24 protein-coding genes are annotated in these 26,685 nt (G+C 64.0%); 10 read left to right on the top strand and 14 right to left on the bottom strand.

Features of this window, described 5'->3' with window-relative positions; translation table 11 throughout:
- Positions 1–106: 106 nt before the first annotated feature.
- Positions 107–1,849, top strand: coding sequence for a helix-turn-helix domain-containing protein (locus tag J5474_RS10205; protein ID WP_209360811.1), 1,743 nt, complete (start codon positions 107–109; stop codon positions 1,847–1,849).
- 84 nt (positions 1,850–1,933) lie between these two features.
- On the top strand, positions 1,934–3,064 hold the full coding sequence (ispG, locus tag J5474_RS10200) for a flavodoxin-dependent (E)-4-hydroxy-3-methylbut-2-enyl-diphosphate synthase (protein ID WP_209360810.1): 1,131 nt from the start codon (positions 1,934–1,936) through the stop codon (positions 3,062–3,064).
- 149 nt (positions 3,065–3,213) lie between these two features.
- On the opposite strand, the gene J5474_RS10195 is transcribed toward ispG, so the two are convergent.
- Genes J5474_RS10195 through J5474_RS10185 form a run of 3 tightly spaced genes read right to left on the bottom strand, consistent with a single transcriptional unit; the run spans position 3,214 to position 5,790 of the window.
- Positions 3,214–3,666, bottom strand: coding sequence for a thioredoxin domain-containing protein (locus tag J5474_RS10195; protein ID WP_209360809.1), 453 nt, complete (start codon positions 3,664–3,666; stop codon positions 3,214–3,216).
- Complete coding sequence (locus J5474_RS10190; protein WP_209360808.1) at positions 3,663–4,424, bottom strand: DsbA family protein; 762 nt, start codon at positions 4,422–4,424, stop codon at positions 3,663–3,665. Before J5474_RS10190 ends, J5474_RS10195 begins: the two co-directional genes overlap by 4 nt.
- A 40-nt stretch (positions 4,425–4,464) precedes the next feature.
- Complete coding sequence (locus tag J5474_RS10185) at positions 4,465–5,790, bottom strand: M48 family metalloprotease (RefSeq protein ID WP_483414422.1); 1,326 nt, start codon at positions 5,788–5,790, stop codon at positions 4,465–4,467.
- A gap of 57 nt (positions 5,791–5,847) precedes the next feature.
- On the opposite strand from J5474_RS10185, the gene J5474_RS10180 reads away from it, so the two are divergent.
- The 4 genes from J5474_RS10180 to prfB all read left to right on the top strand — a co-directional run bounded on the left by J5474_RS10180 (position 5,848) and on the right by prfB (position 12,417).
- Complete coding sequence (locus tag J5474_RS10180) at positions 5,848–7,005, top strand: pyridoxal phosphate-dependent aminotransferase (protein WP_209360807.1); 1,158 nt, start codon at positions 5,848–5,850, stop codon at positions 7,003–7,005.
- Between the two features lie 109 nt (positions 7,006–7,114).
- Positions 7,115–8,335: an N-acetylmuramoyl-L-alanine amidase gene (locus tag J5474_RS10175; protein ID WP_209360806.1), complete on the top strand. Its 1,221-nt coding sequence runs from the start codon at positions 7,115–7,117 to the stop codon at positions 8,333–8,335.
- 268 nt (positions 8,336–8,603) lie between these two features.
- On the top strand, positions 8,604–11,147 hold the full coding sequence (locus J5474_RS10170) for a penicillin-binding protein 1A (protein ID WP_209360805.1): 2,544 nt from the start codon (positions 8,604–8,606) through the stop codon (positions 11,145–11,147).
- A 145-nt stretch (positions 11,148–11,292) separates the two neighbouring features.
- Positions 11,293–12,417 carry a peptide chain release factor 2 gene (prfB, locus tag J5474_RS10165; protein ID WP_209360804.1) on the top strand — a complete coding sequence of 375 codons (1,125 nt, stop codon included), beginning with the start codon at positions 11,293–11,295 and terminating at the stop codon, positions 12,415–12,417.
- Between the two features lie 151 nt (positions 12,418–12,568).
- Here the strand turns inward: prfB and J5474_RS10160 are convergent, their stop codons facing one another.
- The 6 genes from J5474_RS10160 to pqqA all read right to left on the bottom strand — a co-directional run bounded on the left by J5474_RS10160 (position 12,569) and on the right by pqqA (position 16,210).
- Positions 12,569–12,913 (bottom strand): hypothetical protein, encoded by a 345-nt coding sequence (locus J5474_RS10160; RefSeq protein WP_209360803.1) that lies wholly within the window; start codon positions 12,911–12,913, stop codon positions 12,569–12,571.
- A 113-nt stretch (positions 12,914–13,026) separates the two neighbouring features.
- On the bottom strand, positions 13,027–14,148 hold the full coding sequence (pqqE, locus tag J5474_RS10155) for a pyrroloquinoline quinone biosynthesis protein PqqE (protein WP_209360802.1): 1,122 nt from the start codon (positions 14,146–14,148) through the stop codon (positions 13,027–13,029).
- Entirely contained in the window at positions 14,145–14,432 is a 288-nt protein-coding gene (gene pqqD / locus J5474_RS10150; protein WP_209360801.1) for a pyrroloquinoline quinone biosynthesis peptide chaperone PqqD, read from the bottom strand. Before pqqD ends, pqqE begins: the two co-directional genes overlap by 4 nt.
- Positions 14,429–15,193, bottom strand: a complete 765-nt coding sequence (gene pqqC, locus J5474_RS10145; RefSeq protein ID WP_209360800.1) for a pyrroloquinoline-quinone synthase PqqC — start codon at positions 15,191–15,193, stop codon at positions 14,429–14,431. The genes pqqD and pqqC overlap by 4 nt, the downstream gene beginning before the upstream one ends.
- Entirely contained in the window at positions 15,190–16,086 is an 897-nt protein-coding gene (gene pqqB / locus J5474_RS10140; protein WP_209360799.1) for a pyrroloquinoline quinone biosynthesis protein PqqB, read from the bottom strand. Before pqqB ends, pqqC begins: the two co-directional genes overlap by 4 nt.
- Before the next feature lie 25 nt (positions 16,087–16,111).
- Complete coding sequence (pqqA, locus tag J5474_RS10135; RefSeq protein ID WP_209360798.1) at positions 16,112–16,210, bottom strand: pyrroloquinoline quinone precursor peptide PqqA; 99 nt, start codon at positions 16,208–16,210, stop codon at positions 16,112–16,114.
- 396 nt (positions 16,211–16,606) lie between these two features.
- Between pqqA and J5474_RS10130 the strand changes: the two genes are divergently transcribed.
- Positions 16,607–17,428, top strand: a complete 822-nt coding sequence (locus J5474_RS10130) for a DUF2189 domain-containing protein (RefSeq protein ID WP_209360797.1) — start codon at positions 16,607–16,609, stop codon at positions 17,426–17,428.
- Between the two features lie 9 nt (positions 17,429–17,437).
- On the opposite strand, the gene J5474_RS10125 is transcribed toward J5474_RS10130, so the two are convergent.
- The 3 genes from J5474_RS10125 to J5474_RS10115 form a co-directional block, all read right to left on the bottom strand.
- Positions 17,438–18,199, bottom strand: a complete 762-nt coding sequence (locus tag J5474_RS10125; RefSeq protein ID WP_209360796.1) for a helix-turn-helix domain-containing protein — start codon at positions 18,197–18,199, stop codon at positions 17,438–17,440.
- Positions 18,200–18,669: 470 nt separating this feature from the next.
- A complete protein-coding gene (ilvN, locus tag J5474_RS10120) occupies positions 18,670–19,230 on the bottom strand; it encodes an acetolactate synthase small subunit (RefSeq protein WP_209360795.1) in 561 nt (186 codons plus the stop codon).
- Positions 19,231–19,312: 82 nt separating this feature from the next.
- Positions 19,313–21,067, bottom strand: coding sequence for an acetolactate synthase 3 large subunit (locus tag J5474_RS10115; protein WP_209360794.1), 1,755 nt, complete (start codon positions 21,065–21,067; stop codon positions 19,313–19,315).
- 586 nt (positions 21,068–21,653) lie between these two features.
- On the opposite strand from J5474_RS10115, the gene J5474_RS10110 reads away from it, so the two are divergent.
- Positions 21,654–21,899: a hypothetical protein gene (locus J5474_RS10110; RefSeq protein WP_209360793.1), complete on the top strand. Its 246-nt coding sequence runs from the start codon at positions 21,654–21,656 to the stop codon at positions 21,897–21,899.
- 80 nt (positions 21,900–21,979) lie between these two features.
- Here the strand turns inward: J5474_RS10110 and J5474_RS10105 are convergent, their stop codons facing one another.
- Complete coding sequence (locus J5474_RS10105) at positions 21,980–22,615, bottom strand: response regulator transcription factor (RefSeq protein WP_209360792.1); 636 nt, start codon at positions 22,613–22,615, stop codon at positions 21,980–21,982.
- Positions 22,612–24,024, bottom strand: a complete 1,413-nt coding sequence (locus J5474_RS10100) for a cache domain-containing protein (RefSeq protein WP_209360791.1) — start codon at positions 24,022–24,024, stop codon at positions 22,612–22,614. Before J5474_RS10100 ends, J5474_RS10105 begins: the two co-directional genes overlap by 4 nt.
- Positions 24,025–24,514: 490 nt before the next feature.
- Here J5474_RS10100 and J5474_RS10095 point away from each other — a divergent pair, with 490 nt between their 5' ends.
- Entirely contained in the window at positions 24,515–25,600 is a 1,086-nt protein-coding gene (locus J5474_RS10095) for a TRAP transporter substrate-binding protein (protein ID WP_209360790.1), read from the top strand.
- A 148-nt stretch (positions 25,601–25,748) separates the two neighbouring features.
- Positions 25,749–26,669 carry a TRAP transporter small permease subunit gene (locus J5474_RS10090; protein WP_209360789.1) on the top strand — a complete coding sequence of 307 codons (921 nt, stop codon included), beginning with the start codon at positions 25,749–25,751 and terminating at the stop codon, positions 26,667–26,669.
- Positions 26,670–26,685: the final 16 nt, after the last annotated feature.

The following is a 26,685-nucleotide window of genomic DNA, read 5'->3' as shown; positions in this document are numbered from 1 at the left end:
AAATTAGTTGTAGTGTGGTAACGTAATCGCAATAACCGGGCTGCACGAATCGTGAAGGTCCGGGTAGGGCAGGCACGGACAGACAGGGAAATCGGGGCAGTCGCGCATGATCGGGCGTAAATCCCAGAGCAGACCGGAAAGCACGGACGCCACACAGGGGTTCGAAAGCTTCTCGCTTAAGCTCGGAGACGTTATGCGCGGCGAACGCGCGACGCTGGGCAAGTCGCTGCTGGATGTCCAGCGCGAACTGCGCATCAAGGCGAGCTATATCGCGGCCATCGAAAACTGCGATCCCTCTGCTTTTGACACACCCGGGTTTATAGCAGGTTACGTTCGCTCCTATGCGCGTTACCTTGGCATGGACCCCGACGAGGCCTTTGCCGGGTTTTGCGAGGAAAGCGGATTTTCCGTCGCCCACGGCATGTCGTCGGAGGCCTCGGTCGTGGGGCGCAAACCCAGTGCCAGCGCGGCCAAGCGCGCTGACGAGGTGTTGAAGCCGCGCGTCCGCAACCCGCTCTCCGAACCCAATCTGCCCTTTGCGCCAGCCTCTGACGGCCTGTTTTCCGACATCGAACCGCGGGCCATCGGCTCCTCTCTGGTGTTGCTGGCGCTGATCGGCGGCATTGGATACGGCGGCTGGGCAGTCCTGCAGGAAATTCAGCGCGTGCAGGTCACGCCGGTGGATCAGACGCCGGTCGTACTCTCGGAGCTGGATCCGCTGGAGTCCGCTCGCGCACAGCCTGAAACAGTGCCAGAAGACGAGATCGCCGCCATGGCCGCGTTTGGCGGCACGGCCGCGGAAACCGGGAATGGAACCGGAGTCTTCAACCCGCCCACGACCGAAGCCTTTGACCGGCTCTACCGGCCACAGGCGCTGGACGTGCCTGTTCTGGTGGCGCGCGATGAACCGATTTCCACGCTCGACCCCGAGGTGGGCGGGCTCTTCGCCGGGCGCGGCGGCGCATTGCCGTCCGTTCAGGACAGTTCCATGGCGGCCGCGGCGCTGGCGCAGGGCCTGATCGATCGCGCGGGTGCGCCCGCCGCCACGCCGGTGGCGATGACGGGCGTCACAGTGATTGCGGTGCGCCCGGCATGGGTACAGGTCTCCGACGAGGCGGGCGCGGTGTTGCTGAGCCGCGTGATGAACGCGGGTGAAACCTATGCCGTGCCACGCGAGGCGGCTTCGCCCCGCCTGCAGGTGGGCGAATCCGGGGCAGTCTACTTCAGCGTGGACGGGCAGGCCTATGGCCCCGCAGGCCCGAGCGGCGCGGTGACCGAGAACATCTCGCTCGCGGCGGCAGAACTGACGGATCGTTACGCCCCCGCTGACACGGGCGCAGACGACGACCTCGTGGCGACGCTCTTTGAGCTCGACCTGCAGCGCGCCGCGTCATCGCCGCTGGTGGCCTCGGCCGATCCCGGCCAGACAACTCTGGTCACGCCGCAGCCGAGCCAGACGGCGGAAAAGGCAGAGCCCGTCGGCCCGCGCGTGCTGGCCGATGCGCCGCCGGGTATCACTGTGGTCGCCACGCAGGAAACCTGGGTGGAGGTGACGTCGCCCTCCGGCAAGAAATTGTTCGCCCAGACCCTGCAGGCCGGGCAAACCTATCAGGTGCCGCAGACCGACCAGCCCGCGACGATCTTTTCCGGCAATGCCGGGGGCGTGTTTTTTGCGGTCAACGGTCAGACCTTCGGCCCATATGGACAGTCCGGCAAGTTCGGTCGCAATCTCGCGCTTTCGGCGGATGCCATCACCGCGAAGCTGCAGGTGGCCGACCTGAGCCAGAACCAGACGCTCGCCCGGGTCGTCGCGGAGCTTCGACTCTCCGACCCGCTTCCCGGGCGCTGAGGGGGCAGGTGCGGCGGATCGACCCTTCCGCCGCCCTTGACGCCCGACTATATCCGACAGGACACCACTGACAGGAGCCTCGACATGAGCCTCAACCATGTTCGCCCCTGGCGGAACATCTACCGCCGCACGTCACGCCAGATCATGGTGGGCAACGTCCCGGTTGGTGGCGACGCCCCGATCAGCGTCCAGACGATGACCAATACGGCCACCACCGACGTGCGCGCCACGATCGCGCAGGTTCAGGCCGCCGCCGAAGCCGGTGCCGACATCGTGCGCATCTCCGTCCCGGACGAGGATTCTGCGAAGGCGCTGAAGGAGATCGTTCGCGAAAGCCCGGTTCCCATCGTGGCCGACATCCATTTCCACTACCGTCGCGGGATCGAGGCCGCCGAGGCAGGCGCCGCCTGCCTGCGGATCAATCCGGGTAACATCGGGTCGCAGGACCGCGTGCGCGAAGTCATCAAGGCTGCGCGCGACCACAACTGTTCGATCCGTATCGGAGTGAACGCCGGGTCGCTGGAAAAGCACCTGTTGGAAAAATACGGCGAGCCCTGTCCGGACGCCATGGTGGAATCAGGCCTCGATCACATCAAGATCCTCCAGGATAACGATTTTCACGAGTTCAAGATCAGCTGCAAGGCATCTGACGTCTTCATGGCGGCTGCCGCCTACCAGCAACTGGCGGAACAGACCGATGCGCCCATTCACCTTGGCATCACCGAGGCGGGCGGGCTGGTTTCCGGAACCGTTAAAAGCGCCATTGGCCTTGGCAATCTGCTGTGGATGGGCATCGGTGACACGATCCGCGTTTCGCTGTCGGCCGACCCGGTCGAAGAAGTGAAGATCGGCTACGAAATCCTCAAATCCCTCGGCCTGCGTCATCGTGGCGTCAATATCATCTCCTGCCCAAGCTGCGCGCGGCAGGGCTTTGACGTCATCAGGACGGTGGAGATCCTCGAAAAGAGGCTGGAACACATCAAGACGCCGATGAGCCTTTCCATTATCGGCTGCGTGGTCAACGGCCCCGGCGAGGCGTTGATGACGGACGTCGGCTTTACCGGCGGCGGCGCGGGGTCGGGGATGGTCTATCTGGCGGGCAAGGCCAGCCACAAGATGTCCAACGCCCAGATGGTCGACCACATCGTGGCCGAGGTCGAGAAACGCGCGGAGGCCATCGAGGCCGGGCAAGAAGAGGCGACCGCCGCCGAATAACGGTGCCCGAGGAAGCATCCCGCGCCGTGGTGGCCTGCCGAGGCGACTTGCGATGGTCCCGGATACTGGCGGAATTTGGGCATTGGTCTGCCCGCCAAACGGCACCGCGCCGGTCGGTTTTCCGGGCGGGGTGCCTGAAGCGAAGGCGTTCAGCGCAGAAGGTAGTTGCGCAACACGATCGCGGGCATTGCGCCCCGGATCAGCATCTGGGGCAGAACGTAGCTTGGCACCACGTCAAATCCGAGGCGCTCGAACACCGGGCGGCTTTCGTCGTCAAGCGGAATGACCTTGGCGGTCAGTCCCATGTCCTTTGTCAGGGTGCGCACTGATGCCTCTGCCGCGGCGCAGTCCGGGCAGTCCGGGCCAGTGAACAGGACGATGGCCGCGCCATCACCGAAAAGCCAATCGGCTTCTGCCGCGATGCGGGCGCGGTCGGCGTTCTTTTCCTCGCCATAAATGTCCACCTGCGGCGGGGCGGTGAGCGCGCGCAGGCGTTCCTCCGCTGTGGGAGCGAACTGCGCCGCCGCTCCCGAAGCCAAAGCCGAGACGAAAACCGGCGCTGCGAGCAGCAGCGCCGGAAAGAGAGACCTGGACCGGATCAATTGGCAGCGCGGCCCTGTTCCACGATCTGCTCCATTGCGGCGAGGGGGGCGTAGCCGCGCACCATTTCGTTGCCGAAGACGAAGGAGGGCGTGCCGCTTATCTGCATCGCCTGTGCCAGGGCGCGGGTTTCGGTGATCCGGCGGGTGACTTCTTCGCTGTCCATCTCGGCCTCGATGGCCGCGTAGTCCAGTCCCAGCGTCTCTGCCACGCGCTTCAGTTGTGCCTCGCCGGGGTTGCCTTCTAGCGCCATCAGGGCGTCGTGCACCTGTCCGTAGGCTTCGTCTCCGGCAGCGATCTGGGTCGCAACGGCAAAGCGCGAAGAGACCACCGACGCCTCTCCGAGGATCGGGAATTCCTTGACGATCAGACGGATGTTGCCGTCCTTTTCCAGAAGCTCCGCGACCTCCGGCTGAGCCTTGCGGCAGTAGCCGCAGCGGTAGTCCATGAACTCGACGATGGTGAAATCCCCGTCCGGGTTGCCGCCGACCCACGAATACCCGTCATTGAACAGCGCCTCGGCGTGCTGGTCGACCAGGTGCTGATCGACCTCGACCTGTTGGTCGGCCTCCATCTCTTCGAGCTTCGACACCGCTTCCATGATGACCTGCGGGTTTTCCAGCAGGTAGTCGCGTACGGCCTCGCCAAAAGCGGCCTTCTGCGTGTCGTCCATGGCGGCAAAGTCGTAATCCTGTGCGAAAGCCTGCGTCGCGGTCAGCAGGCAGGCGCTCGCGACGCCGGCTTTGAGTAGGGTTTTCATGGGGTCTCCCGTGGATTGTCTTTTGTCGGTCGGGGTCAGCCTAGCGACGTTTCGCCTGTTTTGCTGCATCTATCACATCCATGGCCCTTTGCCATGGGGCGGAACCGCGCGGCAGCAGACCGGCCGCGCGGGTGGCGTGCAGCTCCGCGTCCTCCAGCCGCCCGGTCAGGGCGTAGCGTTCGGCGGTGGCAAGCGACGCCATGCCGTTCTGACCCTGTTTGGCGTAGGCCACGCCCAGGTCGCGCAGAAGCCGGGGGTCGGAAAAATCGCGCCCGCGCGCGGCCTCAAGCGCGCTCAGGGCGCCCTTCGCGTCGCCCGCCGCCAGACGCGCACGTCCCAGCCCTCCCAGGATTAGCGGTTCGCGCGGGGCGGCATTGGCGGCGGCCTGATAAACTTGGACGGCCGCCTTGAACTGACGTGATTCCAGCAGGATCTGGCCCTTCAGTTCCAGGATGAACGGATCCTGTGGGCGCATCGCAATGGCCCCGTCGATGGCTGCAAGCGCCTTTTGCAGATTGGATTGGCGGTGCCAGGCCACCGCCTGCCGCATGAGACCGACGTCCTTGTAGGGGTCCTTGCCCGCGCGCCGCAGCGTCCAGTTCGGCGCGCGCTTGAAGGCCGAGAGCTTGCCCTGCGCGCGGGCGAACCAATAGTTCGCGACCGCATTGGGCTGCCCCGGCTTCGCTCCGGCGACCAGCCCTTGCAGCGCGCGCATCCGTTCGCGCGACAGCGGGTGGGTGATGGCATAGGGGTCAAGGCGGCTTTCATCGAGGTTCAATTGCCCCGTGAAGATCGAAATGGCATCGACCGCGCCCTGCGGGTCGATCCCCGCTCGCGCCATGTAGCGCACGGCAGAGATGTCGGCAGAGCTTTCCTCTGACCGGGTGTGGGTAAAGAAACGCCGCGCGGCCGAGGCCTGACTGCCCGCGGCGATGCCCACGGCCACGCCCGGATCGGCGCCCGAGACGCCCGCCGCCACCGCCAGTAACATCCCCAGCCCCGCCGCGTTGCGGGCGGATCGGAAGTTGGTCACGCGCCGGGTGATGTGGCCGTTGGCGATATGCGCCGCCTCATGGGCCATGACCGCCTGCAAGGCCTCTGCGCTTTGTAGTTTCAAAAGCAGGCCGGAGTGAATGAAGATATGCCGCGTGTCGGTGACGAAGGCGTTCATGGAACTGTCGTCCAGCACCACGATATCGACCTGCGCCGCGCTTAGCCCGGCGGCGTTCAGCACCGGCGCGGCAAGCTGTTTCAGAGCGTACTCCATATCGGCATCGCGCAGGAATGTGGCGGCGCTGGCCGGGGAGGCGGCCAGCAGGAACGCCATCAGGAGGGCGCAAAGACGGGAGAGGATGATTGACGGCACGCGGGTCTCGCTTCTAAGGCTCGGGTCGACAGTTTCAGGCAGAGTAGAGAGGCAGCCATGCGGAGTTCAAGACGCGGCACGGTCGATCCCTTCATCGTGATGGATGTCATGGAGGCAGCGCGCGCCCGCGAGGCCGCCGGACACCGGGTGATCCACATGGAGGTGGGGCAGCCGGGCACCGCCGCGCCGCGCCTTGCCCGCGAGGCACTGGCCCGCGCGCTGCAGTCCGATCCCTTGGGCTACACGGTCGCGCTGGGGCTGCCGGAACTGCGCTCACGGATCGCGAAACTCTACGGGGACTGGTACAACGTCGACCTTGACCCGGCCCGGGTGGTGGTGACCTCCGGGTCGTCGGGGGGCTTCGTGCTCGCCTTCACAGCGCTGTTTGACGCGGGCGACCGGGTGGCGCTGGGGGCTCCGGGCTATCCGTCGTATCGGCAGATCCTGAAGGCGCTCGACCTCGATCCGCTGGAGGTGCAGGCGGCGGCGGAAAACCGCTTCCAGCCGGTCCCGGAGGATCTGGCGGGCCATGATTTCGAGGGGCTGCTGGTCGCCTCGCCCGCGAATCCCACCGGGACCATGCTTGACAGGCCAGCTTTGACTCGGCTTGTCGAAGCGGCGCAAGCCAAGGGCGCGGCGTTCCTCTCGGACGAGATCTACCACGGCATCGAATACGATCGGAAGGCTGTCACAGCGCTGGAGATCAGCGACGACGTGGTGGTGATCAACTCGTTCTCGAAGTTCTTCTCCATGACCGGGTGGCGCGTCGGTTGGCTGGTGGTCCCCGACAGCCATGTGCGGCAGGTTGAACGGCTGGCACAGAATCTCTTTATCTGTCCGCCGCATGTCAGCCAGGTCGCGGCGCTCGCCGCGATGGACGCGCACGAGGAGACGGAGGCAAACCTTGCCGTCTACACCAGGAACCGTGAGCTGATGCGGCTGGGTTTGCCAGATGCCGGTTTCGATCGCATCGCGCCGCCTGACGGGGCGTTCTATTTCTATGCCGACGTCAGCCATCTGACTTCGGACAGCGTGACGTTTGCGCAGGAAATCCTCGACGAGGCGGGCGTCGCCGTGACGCCGGGGCTGGACTTCGATCCGTTGCGCGGGGCAGGGACGCTGCGGTTTTCCTACGCACGCAGTACGGCGGATATCGAAGAAGGGCTGGCGCGGCTGAAGGCCTTCATGCGCAAACGCGGTCTGGCCCGGGTCTGAGGCGGCGGGAGCCTTGAACTTGCCCCTGTGAACTTGCCCCTGTGAAGGGGCGACGTGGGGTGGTAGGTTGACCGCCAGGGATCACCGGCAAACGGGACCACGAGCAGCCATGACCAGAACAATCGTCTTTCTTTGCATGATGATCTGCGCCGCGCCAACGGTCGCCCAGGAGGGGCCGCGCGAAAGCTCGGGCCTTGCGCGCTATGCCGGCGGCGGGTTTGTCGACCGCCGGTTTGGCGGGACTGAACTGGAGCTGTCGATCTCGCAGGGCGTCCCATGGCGCGTCTTTACCGTGGCGGACCCCTACCGGTTGGTGGTGGACTTCCGCGAGGTCGACTGGACCGGTGCCACGCCGACCGCGCTTGACGCCAGCGAGCGTGTGAAATCGGTGCGGGTTGGCAGCTTTCGGCCCGGTTGGTCGCGTCTGGTGGCGGAACTGGCGGGACCGCTGGCGGTGGACGAGGCGAGCCTTGCCGTACCCCCTGACGGCGGAGCGGCCAAGCTGCGCCTGACGCTTCAGGAGGTGGACGACGCGGGGTTCCGCGCCCGGGCGGGCGTGCCCGTGGACCCGAACTGGACCTTGCCAAAGCCGCAGGCCGTGCAACCCAAGCCGAGGGCGCCCGGCGCCCCGCTGGTGGTCGTGCTGGACCCCGGACATGGTGGCATCGACCCCGGCGCACAACGCGCGGGGGTGAAGGAAGCCGACCTCGTGCTACAGTTCGCCCGCGAGCTGCGTGACGTGCTGTTGCGATCGGGCAATTACGAGGTGGTCCTGACGCGCAACGCGGATGCCTTCGTCTCGCTCGAAGGACGGGTGGCGGCGGCGCACGCGGCGGGTGCGGATCTGTTCATTTCGCTTCACGCGGACGCGCTGGAGGAAGGGAACGCGCATGGCGCTGCGGTCTACACGCTGGCAGGCGATGCGTCGGACGCGGCCTCGGCGGCACTTGCGGAGCGCCACGACCGCGATGACATCCTCGCGGGCATCGACCTGACCGGGTCGGATGATCGGGTGGCACAGGTCCTGTTGGATCTCGCGAGGCTCGACAACGGGCCGCGCAGTCGTCTGATGGCGCGGCATGTCGTGACGGGTATCAGCGACGCACTCGGGGCCGCACACAAGGACCCGCTGCGCGAGGCCGCGTTTTCCGTACTCAAGTCGGCGGATATCCCGTCGATCCTGATCGAACTGGGTTTCCTGTCGTCGCAGAACGATTTGCGCAGGCTACAGGACCCGGCGTGGCGCGCGGGCATGGCAGCGGGTATCCGCGACGGCCTTGCGGCCTGGGGAATCGAGGACAAGGCCCTTTCGCGGCTACGAAGAAAGTGACGCCTGCTGCGGCGGAGAGGCCGCGCCGGGACCCCGTCGGGACAAGGGACGATGCCCGGTCCGGGGGGATGCCTTCGCGTCGCAGATCCCGCTGGCCGGCAAGTCTGAAACGGGATGGCGGAACTGGACGACCGGCAAAGCGCGCTATCTGAGGGGAACATCCTTGAGCGGGGTGGCGCGCAGCCGGGTTGGGATGTGTTTTGACCGCCACGGGTAAAACCGTTAAGGCGGCGGTGATAGGCTCGGGCTGACAACAACGGGGACTTGCGTGACGCGGTTCATCTTCTCCTTCTTCGGCGGCATCTTCGCCATGGTGACCATGGGTGTGATGATGATCGCGCTGACCATCGGCGCGGTTTTCTGGATGTATGGCCGCGACCTGCCCAGCCACGAACATCTGGCGCAATACACGCCGCCGACGATCAGCCGGATCTATTCGCGCGAGGGTCGCGTGATCGACGAATTCGCGCAGGAACGCCGCCTCTTCACTCCCGCGAACGAGATTCCGGATCTGATCAAGAACGCCTTTATTTCGGCGGAGGACAAGAACTTTTACACCCACAAGGGGTACGACGTGCGCGGCATCCTCGCGGCAGCGCTTCAGGCGGCGCGGTCTGGCGGCGGCGACGTGCGCGGTGCCTCGACGATCACGCAGCAGGTAATGAAGAACTTCCTGCTCTCCGGCGACCGCAAGGTGGAGCGCAAGATCAAGGAAATCATCCTCGCTTCCCGCGTCGAGGAGGCCCTGTCGAAGGACAAGATCCTGGAACTGTACCTGAACGAGATCTTCCTCGGTCAGAACTCCTACGGGGTGACAGCCGCCGCACAGACCTATTTCAACAAGACCCTGTCGGAGCTGGAACCGCATGAGGCCGCGATGCTGGCCTCCATGCCGAAGGCACCGTCCGATTACCATCCGGTGCGCCGCAAGGAGCGCCTGACCCAGCGCCGCGACTTCGTCCTCAAGGAGATGATGGAAAACGGCTATATTGATCAGACGACTTTTGAACACGAGGTGGCGCAGCCGCTGCGATCCGTCCAGAACGAAGACTTCGCTCCCTATGCCGATGCACTTCCGCCGCGCGACTACTTCACCGATGAAATCCGTCGGCAATTGAGCCGCGACTTCGGGGAGGACCAATTCTTTTCCGGTGGCTACGTGGTGCGTGCGACGCTCGACCCGGAGATGCAGACCGAAGCGGCACATGCCCTGCAGGCCGCGCTGGAACGCTATGACCGCGGGCTGGGCCGCTGGCGCGGCACCGGCAAAAGCATCGACCCCGCCACGCTGTCCGACGAAGGCGCATGGCGCGCGGCGTTGGCCGATGTGCGCGTGGCCCGCGACATCGACCTCGAGAGCCGCTGGTATCCCGCGGTGGTGCGCGAAGTCCGGGAGAACGCGCTGCTGATCGGCATCGAGGATGTGGCGCTGGACGATCAGCGCGGGATGGAAGTGCCGCGGTCGGACACCGACTGGTTCAAGGGTTCGCTGAAGGACAATTTCGAAGCGGGCGAGGTGGTCCACGTCCGCGCCATGACAGAGGATGCGTCCGGCGATTTCATCCGCTGGACCCTTAGGCAGGTGCCGCAGATCCAGGGCGGTTTCATGGCGATGGACGTGAACACCGGTCAGGTGATCGCCATGCAGGGCGGTTTCAGCTATCAGCACTCCGTTTTCAACCGCGCGACGCAGGCGCGGCGGCAACCGGGGTCGTCGTTCAAGCCCTTCGTCTATGCCTCGGCTCTGGATTCCGGCTACACCCCCGCCACCATTGTCGTAGACGCGCCGATCGAGATCGACACACCGCAGGGCGTCTGGCGACCGAAGAACGCGTCGAACAAGTACTACGGGCCGACGCCGCTGCGCACCGGCATCGAACAGTCGCGCAACCTGATGACGATCCGCCTCGCACAGGAGGTCGGCATGGACGTGGTGGCCGACTACGCGGAAAAGTTCGGCGTCTACGACAACATGGGGCGGGTACTGGCCAACGCGCTTGGCGCGGATGAAACCACCCTGTTCAAGATGGTCGCGGCCTACGCCATGTTCGCGAATGGCGGCGAGCGCGTGCAGCCGACGCTGGTCGACCGCGTGCAGGACCGTTATGGCAACACGGTCTACAGTCACGACGCGGCACCGGGGAACCGGCGCGTCTGCACCGATTGCTATGATCCGAACCTCCCCCCGGGGCGCAGCCCGCGCATCGTCAATGAACGCGAACGGGTCATGGACCCCATCACGGCCTATCAGCTGACCTCGATGATGCAGGGCGTGGTGGAACGGGGCACGGCCTCGCGGTCTGTCCACCTCGACGTGCCGACGGCTGGCAAGACTGGCACCACCAACGACGCCAAGGACGTGTGGTTCGTCGGTTTCACCTCCAACGTGGTGGCGGGCTGCTACATGGGGTACGACACGCCGCGATCGTTGGGACGTGGAGCCTCTGGCGGCGGGTTCTGCGGCCCGGTCTTCGAACAGTTCATGAAGAAGGCGGTCAAGAAGTATGGCGGCGGTCCCTTCAAGGTGCCGGAAACCTGCAACTTCGTGAACATCGACCGTTTCTCCGGTGCGCGGCTGGGCGAGGGCGCGTCGGGTCCCAATGTGGTGGCCGAGTGCTTCCGCGAGGACGACCTGCTGAACGGTATCTGGGGCGTGCAACTGGACGGTGGCTTTGCCATCTCCGGAAGCTTCGACCTGATCCAGCCCGATGGCGGATCCATCGCCAAGGAAGTCACCACCTCCACCGGCAAGAAGGCCGTGGTCGGTCCGAAGGCGGGTTTCGGCACGCTGTCATCCGGTGGCCTGTATTGAGGGCGGACTGAAAACCCACGCCAAGGGGGCCGCGCCGGAACCGGTTTTCGGCGCAACATGGCCGGCGCGCGCGACCTCCATGGTCCCTTGCCCGTCTGACCCGCCCTTGTTATCACGCGGGGCCTGAACGTCCGAGGAGTCCATCATGCGTGCCGAAGCCCAGAACACTGTCGAGAAGATCCAGAAGTCGCTCGACCTGCTCAAGCAGCGGCTGGGCTGGGAAACCGCGCAGTTCCGGCTAGAGGAGTTCAATGCCCGCGTCGAGGACCCGAACCTGTGGGACGATCCGGCGGCCGCCCAGAAGCTGATGCGCGAGCGTCAGGGCCTGGTCGACGCGATGGAGACCTACACCTCTCTGACCCAGGAGTTGTCGGACAACGTCGAGTTGATCGAGTTGGGCGAAATGGAGGACGACGAGAGCGTCGTGGCGGAGGCCGAGACAGCGCTGAAGGCGCTGGTGGAAACCGCCGCCAAGAAGGAGCTTGAGGCGCTGCTCGATGGCGAGACCGATGGCAACGACGCCTTCCTCGAGATCAAGGCAGGTGCGGGCGGTACTGAGGCCTGCGACTGGGCCAACATGCTGGCACGGATGTACGTCCGCTGGGCGGAAAAGCGCGGCTTCGAAGTCGAGCTCCAGGAAGAGCAGGCGGGCGCCGAGGCGGGCATCAAGTCGGCCACCTACCAGATCAAGGGCAAGAACGCCTATGGTTGGTTGAAGTCGGAATCGGGCACGCATCGGCTTGTGCGGATTTCGCCCTTTGGCAAGGGTACACGGGAAACTTCCTTTGCCGCCGTGGGTGCTTACCCGGTGATCGACGACAATATCGAGGTTACGGTGAACCCCGCCGATATCCGTATCGACACGTTCCGATCCTCCGGCGCGGGCGGACAGCACGTGAATACCACCGACTCGGCTGTACGGATTACCCACCAGCCGACCGGCATCGTGGTGACCTCTTCGGAGAAATCGCAGCACCAGAACCGCGACATCGCCATGAAGGCGCTGAAATCGCGGCTTTATCAGTTGGAGCTGGATCGCCGCAACGCGGAGGTTAACGCGCTGCACGAGGCCAAGGGCGATGCGGGTTGGGGCAATCAGATCCGATCCTATGTCCTCCAGCCCTACCAGATGGTAAAAGACCTGCGCACGCAGTACGAAACAGCCGACACGCAGGGCGTTCTAGACGGCGACCTCGATCCCTTCATGGAAGCGACGCTGGCATTGCAGGTTGCTGGCAAGAGCCGGGCGGACGCGCGCGGCGAGGACTGATCCGTTCGATGGGCTGGGGAGCCTGCGGCACGCCAGGGGGCGCTGCCCCCCGGACCCCCCGAGGTATTTTCAGAACCAAAGAAGAAGAACTGTCCGGCGGCGAGGCCGGTCAGGTCGAACGATGAAGCCGGGCAGTCCGGCCCCGCTATCGTCAGGCCAGACTGTCGTAGAAGCCCGCCCAGTTGCGGGGTTCGGGGTAGCGTTCGCGAAAGCACCGCCGCCGGTCCGGGGCCTGTGTGCGGTACCAGTCGGTGAAGCCCCGTAGCGCGGCGGCGCCGCGCCGGACCTTCCACAGCACGCAGTCGCGGCTGGTTTCAGGGGCGATAAGCCATGGCGGTTCGTCGTGGATTTCGCGGTCGGGCAGGCGTTCCCCCAATTCTTCGAGTGCCGAACGCAGGCGGGCAAAACCATCCGGGCTTTGCATCAATGCGGGCACGTCGATGTGTCGAATCCGTCCGTCGTCACCGCGCCGGATCGGGTTGCGGTCCCTTATCATATGCTGCTCTCCTCCTACACCCTAAGGTAGAGGATCGCGGGCGTAGGTAAAGAAAACCTTGATAGGTGAGTGAGGCGCGGCGGGGGAATGTCCCGATCAGGGCGGCTGCCGCTTTATTCGGCAGGTTCGGAGACCTTGGGCGGCTGCGGGCGGTAGACCAGCGGCGCATCGGCGGCGGCGTGGGCGTCGGCGCGCGCCTGGAGGTCGATGTGATGCGGCGACTTCACGCAAACCGGGTCAGTGGCGTTCGGATCGCCCAACAGGGCCATCGCCTGACACCGGCAGCCGCCAAAGTCCTTCAGCTTGCGATCGCAGGATGCGCAAGGCTCTGGCATCCAGTCCGTGCCGCGATAGGCGTTGAAGGCCGCACTATCGTACCAGATGTGGTGCAGGGCGCTGTCGCGGACGTTCTCGAAACGCAAGTGCGGGATGGTCTGCGCCGCGTGGCAGGGCAGAACCTGCCCGTCGGGCGCAACGTTCAGCCCGGCCTGTCCCCAGCCGCCCATACAGCGTTTGGGGTACTCCTCGTGGTAGTCGGCGGGCACGTAGTCGATCACCAAAGTGCCTTTGAGCCGTTCGCGGGCCTCCAACACGATGCGCGTGGCCTCCCGGTTCTGTTCGCGCGTGGGCATCAGCGCATCGCGGTTTTTCAGCGCCCAGCCATGGAACTGCACGGTGGCGACTTCGATCCGGCGGGCACCCATTTCCTGTGCGATTTCCAGCGCGCGGGGCAACTGGTGCAGGTTCTTGCGGTGCAGCACGGCGTTCAATGTCAGGGGGAATCCGATCTCCTTGATCCAGCCCGCCACCATCATCTTGCGGTCAAAGCCGCCGCGGTAGCCGCCGATCTCGTCAGCCATCTCGGGCGTGGTGCCCTGAAGCGATAATTGGATATGATCGAGCCCGGCTTCGTCCATCTCGCGCAGGCGGCGTTCGGTCAGGCCTATCCCGGAGGTGATCAGATTGGTATAAAGCCCTGCACCGCGGGCCGCATGGATCAGTTGCGTCAGGTCGCGGCGGGAGGCCGGTTCGCCCCCCGACAGGTGCAGTTGCAAGACGCCAAGGTCGGCCGCCTCGCGGAAGACGCGCGCCCAGGTGTCGGTGTCGAGTTCGGCGTCGATACGGGCCATCTGCGCCGGATTTGAGCAATAGGGACAAGAAAGCGGGCAGCGGTGTGTCAGCTCTGCCAGCATGGCGATGGGGGGCGGGGGACTGGTCACAGGGGTCGGGGTCATCCGTGGGCCTCCGTCAGGTCAAGGAAACGGCGGTCGGCCAATGTCTTCAGGAAGGCGGCGCTGTCCTTCGCGATCTGGGCATGGGGCGCCTGATATTTCTCTGCCAGCGTCGTGGTGATCTGATCGAAGCTGCGTGCACCGTCGACCTCGGACAGGATGGCATGGCCGATCCCGTCCAGCGTCACCGTGCGCTCGGGTGCCAGCAGCACCCAGGTATCGCGCACCCGGTCGAAGTGGACGCGAACGCCGCGTGGCAGCGTGGGGATGGCGCCGCCGTCAATCATGACGCCTTTGCCAGCAGCAGGCCCTCGCCCGGTCGCCACGCGCCCGGCGGCATGCGGCCTTCGACGTAGCCATTCCAGAGTGCGTCCAGCTGAGCCCAGAGCACGTCTGTCTTGAACTCGAGCGCGGCGGCGGCCATGTCCTGCTTTTCCGCGGTGTCGCCGTGATCCAGAACCCATTGCAGGCCGAAGGCCACATCCTTCGGCGCCTCCTTCAGACGGTTCTGGAAGTAGCTCAGAGACGAATCGTCAGCGAAATCGTAATGCTGCAGCAGGCCTTCGATGCGGTTGGCGTGGATCGCGGGGGCAAAGAGTTCGGTCAGAGAGGCGGCAACCGCCTCGAGCAGGGTCTTGTCCCGGACGAAGCGGACGTAGGCATCGACGGCGAATTTCGTCGCGGGCATGATGCCGGCACGCGACTGTACGTAGGCCGGGTCCAGCCCCACCGCCTGCGCCAGCCGAAGCCAACGCTTGATGCCGCCCTCGTTGGTATCTGTGCCGTCGTGGTCCTCGATGCGCGAGCGCCAGGCCCGGCGCAGGTCAGGGTCCTCGACACGGGACATGAAGGCTGCGTCCTTCATCGGGATGGAATGCTGGTAGTAGTAGCGATTGATGACCCAGGCCCGCACCTCGTCGGGGGTACACTGGCCGCCATGCAGGCGGTGATGGAAGGGGTGCTTGTCGTGGTAGCGCTCCGCGCCGATGCGACGCAGGCGGGCTTCGAAGTCTTCGCGCGAGGCGGCAGGCTTCTGGTTCTGGTTCACGGGATCACCTCCATGCCGTCGGTTCCGATGGTCCACCCGGCGGCCTCAGCCTCGGCCCGTTCGGGCGAATCCGGGCGCAGCACCGGGTTGGTGTTGTTCATGTGGACGTAGACGCGGCGGGCGATATCCAGGCCTCCGAAGGCGTTAAGCGAACCGTCCGGGCCGCTCATGGACATATGCCCCATTCGGGCGCCGGTCTTCTGGCCCAGTCCTTCCCGGATCATCTCGTCATCACGCCAGAGCGTGCCATCGAAGAACAGCACATCCGCGCCCTTGATACGGGCGCGCAGGTCGTCATTCAGGCAGGCGCAGCCGGGGATGTAGAATATCCGCTTGCCCTGCGCGCGGAGATCGACGCCCACGGTGTTTTCACCCAGAAGCCGCGTCTCTACCGTTTCGCTCTCCATATAAAGCGGCACCTTGCCCGGTACGGCGAACAGCGTGGCCGACAGGCCAGGCGCGAGGTCGAAGGGCCGGTCGAGCGCGATCGGGCGACGTGTAACCACGGTAGGGTTCAGCGCCTCGAAGATCGGGTTGGCACGCAGAACTTCGTGAATCGTTTCGGTGGCAAACAGCGTGAAGGGTTGCATCTCACGCAGGGTCAACAGACCTGCCACGTGGTCGATGTCTCCATTCGTTACCAGCACCGAAGACAGCGGCAGATTGCGCAGGCCGGTGGGACGCAGGGGCGTGGCGTCGGCCAGTTGCCCCCGTATGTCGGGCGAGGCATTCAGGATCGCCCAGGTTTCACCGTCGCCGGTGACGGCGAGCGAGGATTGCGTCTGGGCCGGGATCTGTCCGGCGCGTGCGGCCGCGCAATTCGGGCAGCCGCAATTCCACTGGGGCAGCCCGCCACCGGCTGCTGCCCCGAGGATGTGCGTGCGAAACGCCATGGTGGTATCCCGCACGCCGCTGGCTTCAGAACAGGACTTCGCGCTCTTCGTCGTGCTCCGGGCCGTACATGTTGATTTCCATGCCGCACTCGATTTCGCGGATCTTCGGGGTGGTCCATGCCATGGGTCTATCCTCCTTCAAGACCGGTTTCAGTGATCTTCAGGATGACGCGGCGCCAGGATTCTGGCGATTCTTAATTTCTAAGGACGCATTGGCATTGGCCGCGGCAACGCCGAAAGGGGGGGGGAGGCGACACGAGAGATGAATATGAAATTTTCTTATGACGTATATGTTTTTACTTGAAAAAATGGCGTTTCCCCGTTTCGGAGCGCTTGCTCCATCACGGGGCGTGACCGCTCCTAAAGTCGTAATTTGCGCATGGAGGACCAGCGCGACCGGCTTTCTTGATGCGGCGCATTGGAGCTGTCACTCAAGCATGTTGACCTGAACGGAAAATATCCGGTCTATTGAATGTCACCGGGAAAGCCGGACCGGGCAAGCGTTACGGAGAGGGCAGGCATGACGCAGGATCACACGCCGGAACACGGCGCGCCGGAGCTAGGGCCCGTTTCGACGGCCATGCTGGCCGAGGCGCTCCGGCGCGGTTGGCGCGACCTGACCCGTGCACCGGGTTTCGCGCTGGCGCTGGCGGGGCCTTGGGTGCTGGGCGGATGGCTGATGGTCTGGATCACCTTGGCCACGGGGCAGAGCTACTGGCTGGTCTTTGCCGCCATCGGTTTTCCGCTGATCGGGCCCTTTGCCGCCACCGGGTTCTATGATGTCAGCCGGCGGCTGGAGGAAGGACGGACGCTCGACTGGACGAAGATCCTGTCTGTCATCCTGCGGCAATCGAAGCGCCAGCTCCCCTCGATGTCGGCGGTGATCCTCGTCATTTTCCTGTTCTGGTTCTTCTTCGCGCACATGATCTTTGCGCTGTTTCTCGGGCTATCGACCATGACCAACGTCTCGTCGAGCTATGATGTCTTTCTTACTGCCAATGGGTTGGCGATGCTCGCGGTCGGGACGGTGGCAGGCGCGGGGTTCGCGGCCCTGCTTTTCATGATAACGGTGCTTGCGCTGCCCATGCTGCTGGATAGGGAAATCGACTTTGTCACCGCCATGATCACGTCCTTTGGCTACGTCCAGCGGGAACCGCTACGGATGTTCGGGTGGGGCGCATTTATCGCTGGGTCAACATTCGTCGGGATGCTGCCCGGGTTCCTGGGACTGATGGTCATATTGCCGGTTCTTGGCCACGCGACCTGGCACCTGTACGACCTGCTGGCCTACGGCACACAGCGCGGCCGAACCTCGCCCGCAGGAGCGCTGGCAATGCGCTGAGGCACGCCCTCAGGAGAAGGGTTCGCCGATCTTCAGAAGCGTGCGATGGTACGGCAGGAGGTCCTCCTCCGATACCAGGCCGGAAGCGCGCGCCACGGGCAGCACCCGCAACAAGTCGCGCCCGAGGTATTCATAGACCATGCGTTCCACACGGCGCCCGGCGATGCCCTCGCGGACGGAGCGCGCGACATAGCCGGTCCAGTAGTTGTTCTCGAAGGTCGGCACGCGGGTGAGGTAGGTGAAGGTGTTGCTGACCGTGCCACGGCGGCTGATCAGGATGCCGAGGCCGTCTTCCTGCGGCAAGACCGCGCCGCGAAACTCACGCATGGTGGCCGTGGCAGGCAGGCCCTGAGCCGCCATGGCTGCTTTCGCCTCGAACCCTCTGACCACCGTGCCACCGTCGGTGCGGAACGTGTAGGTCACCCCTTGAACGAAACGTCTTTCGTCGGAGAACGACCGCCGCGAGAACCGGTAGAAGCCGGAGGGCAGGATTTCTTCGGACACCGGGCGCAGCGCGCCGTCGAAGTAGTCGGCCACCGCCGGGTTCAGCGCCGCAGCAGCCGGCTTTTGTGTGATCTCGTCGACAGGCTCCAGAAGGATGCGGGCGTCGACGCCGAAATAGCTGCAAATTCGGTGGAGTACGTCGGGGCGAGGAAAACTTTCCCCGGCGAGGTAACGGTTGTACTGCGTGCGATTTACTCCGAGCTCCCGGCAGAGCGCGGAGATGGAGACGGCCGTTTGCGACAACTGCCGCAGGTTCGCGCCAAACATGCTGCGAAGTTCTGCCGGGCAGGGTGACCGCGCCTGTGATCGCGCCAGTGACCGGGCCGGAGCGGCCGGTTCCGGGGCAACCGCTTTCCGGGGCCGAGAGGTGCAAACGGGCGGCTTGGCGAGATCGGTCAATAGCTGTCTCTAGTTGGCGTCAGTGCTGATGCTTTTCAGAGTCAAACCGTGCCGGGATGCGTCACAAAAATCAACCCGATGGCGAGAATTCCGACTGGCAGCCGACCACCGATCTAGAGAAGACTTGCTCGGTAAAAGCTCGGGGGACGTTGCGTTCGAGGCGCCGGCGCCTCGGCCTGCGGGAGGAATGACCGCACCCATGTTAAAGCCCCCGGTCATGAATGGCACCGTCATCAACCCGGGGGCTTTTCTATTGCGATCAATCGCTCGGCTCGCCATTCAGTGGCGTGGACCGGATGTCATGGGGCGGCGACTGGCCGCGCGAGGCACCTGTGGAATCAGGCGCCGCGGGCCAGAGCGGCGACGCCTGTGCGGGCGATTTCGCGCAGTCCGAGCGGGCGCATGAGATCGGCAAAGGCGTCGATCTTGTCCGGCGTGCCAGTCAACTGGAAGACGAAGCTTTCAAGCGTTGAATCCACCACCTGAGCGCGGAAGATATCGGCCAGCCGCAAAGCTTCCACGCGCTTGTCACCGGCGCCCGAGACCTTCAGCAGCGCCAGTTCCCGCTCGACGGAGGGGCCCTCGACCGTGAGATCGTGCACGTCGCGGACAGGGACGATGCGCCCCAGCTGCGCCTTGATCTGCTCGATAACCTGGGGGGTGCCCTTTGTGACGATGGTGATGCGCGATAGATGGCCCTGGTGGTCCACCTCCGCGACGGTGAGGCTTTCGATGTTGTAGCCCCGGCCGGAGAACAGACCGATCACCCGCGCCAGCACGCCGGGTTCGTTTTCAACCAGTACCGCGATGGTGTGGGTTTCGGTCACGTCCGAGAAATTCGGACGGAGGTTGTAGGCAGAGTGCTTCGAGGAGCCTTTTTTGATTTTCAAAGCGGACATGGGATGACCCTGTTTGTTTGGCGGCGCTTGGCGACCGTCGGGAATTCATGAGGGCAGGGGGCAAGACACCCCCTGCGAGCGATCACACCAGCACCGCGCCCTTGCCTGCGATGGCATTGGTGGCGTTGACGTCGCCCAGCAACATCTTGTTGTGCGGCTCGCCCGAGGGGATCATGGGGAAGCAGTTTTCGTGCTTTTCCACCAGGCAGTCGAAGACCACCGGGCCGTCGTAGCGGATCATCTCCATGATCGCATCGTCGAGGTCTTTCGGGTCCTTGCACTGGATGCCCTTGCAGCCGAAGGCCTCGGCCAGCATGACGAAATCGGGCAGCGATTCCGACCAGGAGTGCGAGTAACGCTCGCCGTGCAGCAGCTGCTGCCACTGGCGCACCATGCCGAGGCGTTCGTTGTTGAGGATAAACTGCTTGACCGGCAATTCGAACTGCTTCGCAGTTCCCAGTTCCTGCATGTTCATCAGCCACGACGCCTCTCCGGCGACGTTGATCACCAGCGCATCGCGGTGCGCCATCTGCACGCCGATGGAGGCCGGGAAGCCGTAACCCATGGTGCCGAGCCCGCCGGACGTCATCCAACGGTTCGGGTCCTCGAAGCCGAGGTACTGCGCTGCCCACATCTGGTGCTGGCCCACCTCGGTGCAGATATAGCGGTCCATGCCCTTGGTCAGCGCCTCGAGCCGCTCAAGCGCGTACTGCGGTTTGATGACGGTATCGGAGCCCTTGTAGGACAGGCAATCGACCTTTTTCCACTCTTCGATCTGCTGCCACCACTTGTCCACCGCTTCGCGATTGACCTTGCGGCCGCGCGATTTCCAGAGCGCAAGAACATCCTCCAGCACGTGGGCGATGTCACCGACGATGGGTATGTCGGTCTTCACCACCTTGTTGATGGACGATGGGTCGATGTCCACGTGCACCTTGCGGCTGTCCGGGCTGAAGGCGTCGATGCGGCCGGTGATGCGGTCGTCGAAACGGGCGCCGAGGTTGATCATCAGATCGCAGCCGTGCATGGCGAGGTTGGCCTCGTAGAGGCCGTGCATCCCCAGCATTCCCAGCCAGTGCTTCCCGGACGCGGGGTAAGCGCCGAGGCCCATGAGTGTGGAGGTGATGGGGAAGCCGGTCGCCTCCACGAGTTCGCGCAGCAGTTGAGAAGCCGCCGGGCCGGAGTTGATGACGCCGCCGCCGGTATAGAACACCGGACGGCGCGAGGTTTCGATCGCCTCCACGAGGTCCTCGATCATCTCCATGTCGCCCTTGACCTGCGGCTGGTAATGCCGGGTCGAGACCGCCGGTTTCGGCTGGTAGGCGGCAGAGGCGAACTGCACATCCTTCGGAATGTCCACCAGAACCGGGCCTGGGCGACCAGCGGTGGCGACGTGGAAGGCCTCATGGATGGTCTTCGACAGGGCCTCGGTCTCCTTCACCAGCCAGTTGTGCTTGGTGCAGGGGCGGGTGATGCCGACGGTGTCTGCCTCCTGGAAGGCGTCGGATCCGATCATGAAGGTCGGCACCTGCCCGGTGAGAACCACCAGCGGGATCGAGTCCATCAGCGCATCCGTCAGGCCGGTCACCGCGTTTGTGGCACCGGGACCGGAGGTCACGAGAACCACGCCGGGTTTGCCGGTCGAGCGCGCGTAGCCCTCGGCCATGTGCACCGCGCCCTGTTCGTGCCGGACGAGGACGTGCTGAATCTCGTTCTGCTGAAAGATCTCGTCATAGATCGGTAGCACGGCGCCGCCCGGGTAGCCGAATACGACTTCCACGCCCTGATCCTTGAGGGCCTGGACCACCATTTTCGCTCCGGTCATCTGACGTGTCATAACTGTCTCCGATCTTGACACTGAGGGCGCTGCCGCCCGTTCTCTCGCGCATAAAAAAGCCCCCGGTCGGGTGACGGGGGCGCATGGGGTCCTCATAGGGTTCCGTTACCGGCCCATGCGCCTTTCTCCTACGACTACGACTAGCGTGTTCATGAAGGGTGCTCCTTGAATGCGCGGGCAACTTAGGCGGGGCAGCCGCAAGCGTCAACACGGGAAAGGGCCGGATCGGGCAGAAACCGGAGATATTTTTTTCATTTGTTGCGTCAGATGGGGCCGCACGGCAATTTTCGTCGATGCCCTTGTGCCGGTTTGGCGGGACCTTTCGGCGAGATTGTGCCGGAAGTGGAAACGGTTCGTGGCGGAATCCTGCGCAAAACCTGTGCAAGCCCGTGCAGGCTTCGCGGCCTCGGTTACGGGAAAGTGATCTGAAATCAGGTGTTTGGTCCCCGATCATCGGGTTCGCGCGAAGGTTTTGCAATACTCCCACGCGATTATGTGAGTTGATCGTAAAAGGTATTTCCTGAAGGGTGCCTTTACGGCAGCGCATGAACAGCGTGCCGCAGAGGTCGCCTGGGAGGGCGAAGGAATGACACGCAATATCTTTTACCGCGATTTCACGCTTTGCAAGGCGGCAGCCCTTGTCGGCCTGATTGGCGCGGCGCTGATGTTGGGCGGTGTTCCCAAGGCCGACCCCGACATTGCAGGCGCTGTGGCAACCTCCGGAATTGTGGTGCCCGTGGCCTGGCCCGATGTCACGTCCATCCCGCCACCCGTTCCGTCCCGCGCTGACCAGACAGAGCTGGACATCACTCAGACGGTTATCGATCTCTGATCCTCGACAAGACCCAAGAAGACCCAAGGCACGGCTCGGCGGCTCCTTCGGGAGCCGCTCTTTTTTGCGAACGGGCACGGTCAGAAATTAACGCCTGTACCCTGCAAGACACCGTGTTCCAGCGCGTAACGGGTCAGTCCGGCGGTGGTGGCGATGCCCAGCTTGCGCTTGATGTTCTTGCGGTGGGTTTCGACCGTTCGCACGGAGATGTCGAGCGTGATGGCCACCTCCTTGTTGGATCTGCCCTGCGCCAGTTGCAGCAGCACGGTCTGTTCGCGCGTGGTCAGCGGGTCACGGCCGCCGGTATTGATCGGCGTCAGCGCCCCGGTGGCGCCGGTACAAAGGTAACGCTCGCCGCGCATCACCGCGTCGATCGCGTGCTTGATCTCTTCGGTGGGCACGTCCTTCAACACGTAGCCGCGCGCGCCATGCGACAGTGCGGTCGAGACATACTCCGGCGTGTCGTGCATCGACAGCACGAGGATTCGGGTTTCGGGCGCGCGTTCAAGGATCATCTCGGTGGCCGACAATCCGCCCAGCCCCGGCATGTTCAGGTCCATCAGGATGACGTCGGGGGCGAGTTCGTCCAGCCGGTCGATCATCGCCTGCCCGTCGCAAAGCGTGGCGGCGACCTCGATATCGTCATAACTTTCGAGGATGGCCTCGATGCCCTCGGCGACGAGCGGGTGATCGTCCACGATGACGACTCGGGTCATGCCTTCAGACTCCTGTTGCGCGGGCTGCCTTCCTCGGGGGGGAGCAGGTGGGTAAGCGGGACCTGCGCCTCTACCACGGTTCCAGTGCGAGAGGAAAGCACACGCAGCGTCCCGCCCAGCTGATCCATGCGTTCCTGCATATTGCGCAGGCCGATGCCCTGCTTCGGGCTTTTCCCGGTCGCCGGTTCCAGCCCACAGCCATTGTCGGTGATCCGCAGCGTCGCGCCGGAGCGATGGCCGCGCAGGTCGATCTCCACCTCCGTGGCGCCGGAATGGCGCTCGATGTTGGTCAGCGCCTCCTGAGCGATGCGGTAGAGCGCGATCTTCGCGTCCTGGTCCAGACGATTGCGGAAGACAACGGTCTCGAATCGGGTGGCGATGCCGGTGCGGGTCCGAAAGTCGTCGGTGAGTGCTTTCAGCGCGGGACCGAGGCCGAGATCGTCCAACACGCCGGGTCGCAGATCCCGGGAAATGCGGCGGACCTCCTGAATCGCCTGGCCGAGGTTGCCGGCGCCCTTTTCCAGCGTGTCCAGTGCGCGTGGATCGCCCGCTGCCAGCCTGCGCCGCGCGATGTCGAGCGCGTATTTCACGCCGACGAGGATCTGGCTGATGCCGTCGTGCAGTTCGCGCGCGACGCGGCCGCGCTCTTCTTCCTGTGCGTCTAGCACGCGCTGGGTCAGTTCCTTCAGCTTGGCATCCGCAAGGCGCCGTTCGCGAATGTTCATACCGAGGCCGGACAAGAAGACCATGAGCAGCGCGGCAAGCGTAATGGCCCCGATCCAGAGGAACGTGCGCTGCACGCGGGCCTCCACTTCGGCGCGGGCCTCCGCCACGGTCAACAGAACGTCGTCGATGAAGACCCCGGTGCCCACCGCCCACCGCCATGACGGGAAGGAGGTGACATAGGTGATCATCCGGGCTTCCTCGCCGGTGGAGGGTTTCGGCCATAGGTGATCGACATAGCCCGCGCCGGCGCGGGCGGTGGCGATGAACTCCTGCACCACGGCCTTGTCATCGCTGTCGCGCAGCGCCCATTGATCGGTATTGATCAGATCCGTCTGGCGCGGGGAGACCAGGTTTCGCCCGTCGTAGTCGTAAACGAAGAAGAACCCTTCCTCGCCATAGATCATTGCCGACAGGATCTGCATCACCTGCTTTTTTGCCGCCGCGTCGTCGGGTGCAGCGGAACCGTAGATGAAGTAGAAACCGTTGCGGGCCTGCGTGACGTAATTGCGCAGTTCGCGTTTCTTGGCCTCGATCAGTTGCGTTTCGAGCCCCTGTATCTCCCGTTCAGCCAACGTGCGTGCCTGCACGGCCACCAGCCCGGCGATGGCCGTGACAGCAAGGATCAGAGGGACGGAGGCGAGAAGAAAGAGCTTCTGCGCATAAGAGAGGCGAAGGCGCGGCATGGGGCCAGAAAAACAAAGCGGACGGTGCTGGCAAGGGCAAATGCGGGGTTCTGTGCGCTGGCCCGCAGTTTTCCCTGCGGGATTGGTCCGTTGTGAAGCAGGGTGCTGCCGGATTGGTGGAATTTATGCGAAATTGATGGTATGCGAAATTGGTCACTTCCTTCGGGGGGGGGCGGGTCCGGTGGTGGTCGGCTGGTGACCACGGGCCTCGTGATGGTATCGGAGTGGATGCGCGCCGTGGGACATTTTAGTACACGCAACGCGGTAGACAAACGCGATGCGCGGCACGGTTGATCACGTCAACCAAGCGCCCAACCCAGAGGCAAAAAGCTGCGCTGCGCTGCAGCGGGGGTGTGTTAAAGATTCTGTCCAACTCCGTATCAGTGGGTATTCCCAACCCTGAAACCGGGTCCTAGGGTGCGTGCACTTTCAAGGAATTGCGCAAGGTGGGGAGCTTTGCGCACAAAACGAGAATCTGGGAGGATTCCATATGGATCGTCGTTCTTTCCTGCGCGCCTCGACGGTGGGCGCGGGCGCAGCTGCTGCATCGACTCTGGCGGCGCCGGTCTACGCACAGGGCAAGCGGACCCTGACCATGGTCACCTCGTGGCCGCGCGGCTTTGCCGTGCTTGATGATGCCGCACAATATCTGGTGAAATTCGTTGGCGAGCTGTCCGGCGGCGACCTGACCATCGACCTGAAGGCGCCGGGCGAACTGGTGGGGGCGTTCGAAGTGTTCGACGCCGTGTCCTCGGGCCAGGCGGACATGTATCATGCCGCCGACTACTACTTCATTGGCCAGCACCCGGGCTTTGCCTATTTCACCGCCGTGCCCTTTGGCGGCACCGCGCAGGAAATGGTGAACTGGTACTACCATGGCGGTGGTCAGGACCTGCACGACGAGCTGGGCGCGATCTTCAACCTGAAGGGCCTGATGGCGGGCAACTCCGGTTCGCAATCCGGCGGCTGGTTCCGCAACGAGATCAAGACGGCTGACGACTTCAACGGCCTGAAGTTCCGCATGCCAGGCCTTGGCGGTCAGGTTCTGGGCAAGCTCGGCGCTTCGGTTCAGAACATTCCCGGCGGTGAACTCTATCAGGCGCTGTCCTCGGGCGCGCTGGACGGCCTCGAGTGGGTCGGCCCGCTGGCGGACGAGCGCGCGGGCTTCCAGGAAGTCGCGAAGATCTACTACACCGCAGGTTTCCATGAGCCGGGTTCGGCGCTGTCGGCAAACGTCAACCTCGACGTCTGGAACGAACTGTCGGACCAGCACAAGTCGATCCTGCAGTACGCCTCCATGGCGACCACGCACTACCAGCTGGCCGAAACGCTGGCGAACAACGGTGCCGCGCTGGCACGCCTGCAGGCGCAGGGCGTGAAGACGCTGCAGTTCTCCGACGACGTGTGGGATGCCTTCGGCGCGGCCTCCAAAGAGGTCATGGACGAGAACATGAACGACGAACTGTTCGCAAAGATCCGCACCTCCTTCGAGGAGAGCCTGGCGACCTCCGCATCGTGGATCAACAAATCGGACGGCTTCTACGTTCAGCAGCGCGTCCGCGTGCTGGGTCAGTAAGGCCTGATCGCTACGCGGGGCCCCTTCGGGGGCTCCGTTCACTTTCGCGAGCCGGGTACGCAGGCGCGTATCCGGTTCGCTGCCCGTGAGGCCTGAGTGAATCTGGGCGCCATGGCCTCATCGGGCGGGACAAACTACGGGGAGCATCATGGACGAATCCGCGGCAGGCGGCGGAGTCTTTGCGGGGATCGGCTGGGTCCTGCAGAACTTCGCCATGGCATTCTGGAATCTGGGGTATGCGATCACGCACCCCGCAAGCTGGCTTGACTGGTCGGACAAGACCGCGGTCATGCGCTTTGTCTATTACGGCGCGTCGGTCGAATTCTTCTTCGTGGCCTTCACCTTCTTCCTCGTGATCTTCCTCGTGGGACTGTGGAAACGGCAGTTCCTGTGGAACGTTGTGATCGGGCTGGAATTCATGGGCAACTGGATCGGGCGGTTCTTTGCCTGGGCGGGTCTCGTGATGGTGTTGCAGCAGGTCATCATCGTCTTCATCCAGCGCATCTTTGCCCGGCCGGACATCATGATCGGCTTCGGCATCCCGGTAGGCTTCGACGTGTCGTGGTGGGGCGAGGAGTTGAAGCTCTATAACGCGATGGTGGTTGCGCTCTGCCTGACCTACACCTTCATTCAGGGCGGTCATGTACGGGTCGACCTCGTTTATTCCGCGATTTCCTTCCGGGCAAAGCGCGTGATCGACATGGTCGGATCGCTGATCTTCATGATCCCGATGGCGGTGCTTCTCTGGCTTTACACCTGGTTCTTCCTGTGGCGCGGCCTGATCGTGCCGAACCCGTCGGCCTCGAACAAGCTGGAGCAACTGCTTGCCAAGGCTCGTATCATGAAATGGAACGTGGAAACCATCGGGCCCAGCCCGAACGGCTTCAACGCATATTTCCTGTTCAAGGTGCTGATGGTGGTGATGATCGGGCTGATTTTCATTCAGGCATGGACCTTCTTCTACCGCTCATTCCTCGAATGGGTCGAAGGCGAGGAGTCCGAAGGAAAATACGCAGACAATGACGTGCTCGAAGTGGGTGAAGAACCCTACGATCACGCGGAATTCTGAGGGGGCAGACTAGAAA

The sequence above is a fragment of the Sagittula salina genome (genome assembly GCF_017813235.1).
GTDB lineage: Bacteria > Pseudomonadota > Alphaproteobacteria > Rhodobacterales > Rhodobacteraceae > Sagittula > Sagittula salina.
This window is presented reverse-complemented; position numbering and strand designations above follow the sequence as displayed.